Origin of the sequence: Leptolyngbya sp. FACHB-711, assembly GCF_014695615.1 — a bacterium.
In the GTDB taxonomy this organism is placed as follows: domain Bacteria; phylum Cyanobacteriota; class Cyanobacteriia; order Elainellales; family Elainellaceae; genus Leptolyngbya_A.
The window spans coordinates 1-2,880 of sequence record NZ_JACJOR010000245.1 but is presented as its reverse complement, the minus strand read 5'-3'; the positions used below and the strand labels follow the sequence as shown (position 1 = coordinate 2,880).

Below are 2,880 nucleotides of genomic sequence, written 5' to 3'. Positions count from 1 at the left end.
CGTTACAAAAATTCATATCTTCTCTCAGTTTTTGTCATTCCCTTGTCTGTCGTAGTCGATCGCCTTGTCCGCAGTTTAAAATCTGTCCCATGAGAAAACAGATCGCGTGTGCTGGATTAGTTATTGGATTCACGATCGGATTTGCCTTCATGCTGGCAACCGTGCTGGGTGGAATGCCCTCAGCGTATGCCTTTACCGAAGAACAGCGATTAGTCAGCGAAGTTTGGCGACTGGTCGATCGCGCCTATGTCGATGATTCTTTTAACCATCAGAACTGGTGGCAGGTGCGGCAGAAAGTGCTTCAGCAGCCGCTCCAGAATCGGGAGCAGACTTATACTGCTATTCAAAAAATGCTGGGGTTGCTGGACGACCCCTTTACCCGCTTGCTAAAGCCAGATCAGTACCGCAGCCTGCAAACCAATACCTCCGGTGAGCTGACGGGCGTGGGACTCCAGATCGCCCAGGAAAATTCGACCGGGGAACTGCGCGTCATTGCCCCGATCGAAGGTTCTCCAGCAGCGCAGGCAGGAATTAAGCCTCGCGATCGAATCATTAAAATCAACGGCTATCCCACGGTGAAGCTGAGCCTGGATGAAGCAGCGGAACGGATGCGGGGTCCGGCCGGCAGTCGCGTCACGCTTACCATTGCTCAGGACGGACAGGAAGAGGCGCAGGCAAAAGATGTGCTGCTGGTGCGCGATCGAATCACGCTCAATCCGGTTTATGCTGCGCTTAAGGCAGAGTCTGAGGAGACCCAGGTGGGCTATATTCGGCTGAGCCAGTTTAACGCGAACGCTAGTTCTGAACTTGCTCACGCCATTCGCAATCTGGAACAGCAAGGCGCGAATGCCTATGTTCTCGATCTTCGCAGCAATCCGGGCGGACTGCTTCAGTCTGGCATTGATATTGCCAAGCTCTGGCTAGATGGCGGAACCGTGGTTTACACCGTGAACCGAAACGGCATTCAGGACAGCTTTACCGACGATGGATCTGCTCTGACCGATGATCCGCTTGTGGTGCTGGTAAATCAGGGAACTGCCAGCGCGAGCGAGATTTTGGCAGGCGCATTGCAAGATAACGGACGCGCCCAGCTTGTGGGAGAACGCACCTTTGGCAAAGGATTGATTCAGTCGCTCTTTAGCTTGTCCGATGGGTCAGGCTTAGCAGTGACGATCGCCAAATACGAAACGCCAAATCACCATGACATTAATAAACAGGGCATTATCCCCGATATTGTTGTGCCGCTCGACCCGATCGATCGCGATCAGATTGCCACCGCTGCCGATCGCCAGTATCAAGCCGCTGTTGATCTGTTAACTCATCATGCAGTCTTGGCAGGAGCCGCGTAATCGCGAACGGATCTATCATGATCCGCTGCATGGGGCGATCGTGCTCAACGGACGCGATCCATCTGAGGCGCTGCTGATCCATTTGATTGATACACCTGCTTTTCAGCGATTGCGGCGGATTCGCCAGTTGGGTCCGGCAAGCCTCACCTTTCACGGCGCAGAAACTTCCCGGTTTACCCATTCCCTGGGAGTTGTTGAAGTTGCGCGTCGGGTGTTCGATCGCGTGTCGAAAGACTATCCTCAGCTTCAGCCTTACCGGGCTGTGGTGTTGTGTGCTGCATTGCTGCATGACATTGGGCACGGTCCCTTTAGCCATACCTGTGAGGAAATTTTTGGCAGCGATCACGAGTCCTGGACAAAGCGGATCATTACAGAGTCGGAGCCAATTCGCGAATGTCTCGATCGCTTTGACCCCGATTTACTGCCGCAGATTCATCAGGTTCACCGCAAACAGCATCCCGTTCCTCTAGTGTGGCAGTTGGTCACGAGTCAGCTTGACTGCGATCGCATTGATTACCTGATGCGCGACAGCTATTTTAGCGGAGCGTCCTACGGCATTCTGGATCTCGATCGAATTTTGTTGGCTCTGCGATTTGATCCAGTGACGCAGCAAATGGTCGTGGCTCAAAAGGGCATGGCGGCGATCGAGCATTATTTGCTGGTGCGATATTTTATGTATGCTCAGGTGTATAACCATTCTAAAAATCTGGCAGCCACTTGGATTTTATCGGGAGCCTTCCGACGGGCAAAGCAGCTCTTGTCGCAAGATGAACTGTGGGCAGACCCGAATATGACTGCCTGGTTAAGCCAGGACTGTAACCAAATTACGCTTGAGCAATATCTTGCCGCTGATGATGGCGTGTTTTTTTATCACCTGCAACAGTGGCAGCACCTGCCTGATCCGCTTTTGGCTGATTTGTGCCGCCGCTTTGTCGATCGCGATTTGTTGAAAGCCTGGGATATTTCTCAGTTTGATGAATCCACGCAAAAAGCTCTGCTCGAGGAAGCCCACTCGAAACTAGAACACTTAGGCTTTGTGCCCGATTATTACGCAGGCATCTGCAAAACGGTGAGCCGGGGCTACACCCTTTACCAAAAGGGAATTAATCTACTCACCGACTCCGGACTGCAAGAAATTAGTGAACGATCGCCCCTAGTGCGAACCCTGACTCACCCTTGGCAGCGAAGCTGGTTGCTGTATCCTCGTCAGTTAAATGTAAGCGAACTGATGCAAAGCATTTCTGCTTGAACGGGAATGGGGCTAAAGCGCGAATCAAAAACGAATCAAAAAACAGAATTAAAAAAGGCAGCCCTGAGACTGCCATTGAGGCAACATGCTTTCGCAGTTTGCTGCTTGAATGAGACCACCCAATCGGGGAATTTGAAGAACCAGAAGAGTTGCCTGCCCCCTGACTCCTCAACTTCGGCAGAAACTTCGCTTTCCTTAGAGTCTCAAGGTTCCCTATGGGGGAGGAATTGAGGGGGCACGGCACTTTTGATGCGTTTCAAAAACCCTGTTCGTTTCAAAAAA

2 protein-coding genes are annotated in these 2,880 nt (G+C 51.9%); both read left to right on the top strand.

The genetic code is table 11. The annotated features are described in order from the left end of the window. The first annotated feature begins 89 nt into the window (after window positions 1–89). Window positions 90–1,349 carry a carboxyl-terminal processing protease CtpA gene (gene ctpA / locus H6F80_RS09255; protein ID WP_190791282.1) on the top strand — a complete coding sequence of 420 codons (1,260 nt, stop codon included), beginning with the start codon at window positions 90–92 and terminating at the stop codon, window positions 1,347–1,349. Continuing rightward, on the top strand, window positions 1,324–2,598 hold the full coding sequence (locus tag H6F80_RS09250) for an HD domain-containing protein (RefSeq protein ID WP_190791281.1): 1,275 nt from the start codon (window positions 1,324–1,326) through the stop codon (window positions 2,596–2,598). The genes ctpA and H6F80_RS09250 overlap by 26 nt, the downstream gene beginning before the upstream one ends. Window positions 2,599–2,880 lie beyond the last annotated feature (282 nt).

Excerpts from the sequence above, each read along its gene's own strand:
- ctpA (WP_190791282.1), top strand. The coding sequence starts at position 90 with ATGAGAAAACAGATCGCGTGTGCTGGATTAGTTATTGGATTCACGATC.
- H6F80_RS09250 (WP_190791281.1), top strand. The coding sequence starts at position 1,324 with ATGCAGTCTTGGCAGGAGCCGCGTAATCGCGAACGGATCTATCATGAT.